The following is a 1,081-nucleotide window of genomic DNA, read 5'->3' as shown; positions in this document are numbered from 1 at the left end:
CCGGGCCGGGCAGGCCCAGCGCGGCCAGCTCCGCCTCGACCGCGGGAGCGAGCCCGCAGCGCGGCGCGTCGGGCGCCGGACGGCCGGCGCGGCTGCCGACGAGCACCGTCTCCATCGCCCGCGCGACCGCCCGCCCCCGCCCGTACGGCTCGCCCTGCGCGAGCACCGTCTGCACGGCCTCGACCAGTTCGCCCCGGCCCGCCGCGGGCAGCCCCCGCAGCCGGGCCAGATCACCGGCGAGCCGCACGATTTCCCGGGCGTCGGCGGGCCCGGACGGGTGCCCGAGCGCCCGCAGTTCGGCACACACCCGCACGGCCGCCCCGGTCAGCGCCTCCTCCAGCGCCGCGGGATCACCGGCGGCCTCCAGCACCCTGTGCTGCCACTCGGGGTCCCGGATACCGGCGGGATATCCGGACCGCTCGTCGAGCAGGGCGTAGGTGTAGGGGATGAGCGAGGTGGTCCACGCCGAGGCCGCCGGAAGGGGCCGGCCGTCCTCGCCGTCGGCCGGCGCCAGCAGCGCCGGAGCGTGGAAGGCACCCACCATCACGGCCGCACGCTCGCCGTTCGCCGTGGCCGCAGCCAGGCACGAGCGCATCCACCGCTCCCGGCGCAGATCCAGCTCCGGCACCCCTCCCGAAGCCGCCGCATCCTCGCGCAGCGCCCACCCCGTGAGCAGCGCCGCCCGTCTGAGAGCCTCCGGCGACGAACCCGGGGCGGTGGCCTCGACCAGCCGGTCCCAGAGGTCGTCACCGGGGCGCCCGGTGAGACGGGAGCGGAGCGCGGCGGCGAGCCCGGCAACACCGGAACCGTCCGGTACCGCCCCCACGACGCTGCCCTCCTCCACCGAACAGCCGCGCCCCGGACCGGCCCCGGGCGTGCCGGTCGGCGGCCGGCCGCCCGGCTCGGATCGCTGTCCCGGACTGGTGCCGGACGTGCCGGCCGGCGTCACTCCGTCCGTTGCGGTCCCGTGTCCCGTACCGCCGCCGGGCGCACCGGCCGGCGGCTGTCCGCTCGGTGCAGCCTGCTGCCACCCCTCACACCACCGGCGCCGAACCGAAAGACCGCAGCCACACCGCCGCGG

The 1,081-nt window shown here is 78.5% G+C and carries 1 protein-coding gene; it reads right to left on the bottom strand.

Features of this window, described 5'->3' with window-relative positions; genetic code table 11:
* Positions 1-826, bottom strand: an 826-nt coding sequence (locus AB0H32_RS48435; RefSeq protein WP_361136169.1) for a DUF5682 family protein, incomplete at its 3' end; no start/stop codon positions are given.
* Positions 827-1,081: the final 255 nt, after the last annotated feature.

The organism is Streptomyces sp. NPDC020362 (assembly GCF_040642095.1).
Classification (GTDB): domain Bacteria; phylum Actinomycetota; class Actinomycetes; order Streptomycetales; family Streptomycetaceae; genus Streptomyces.
The sequence above is the reverse complement of the archived record's forward strand: the minus strand, read 5'-3'. Positions and strand labels throughout refer to the sequence as shown.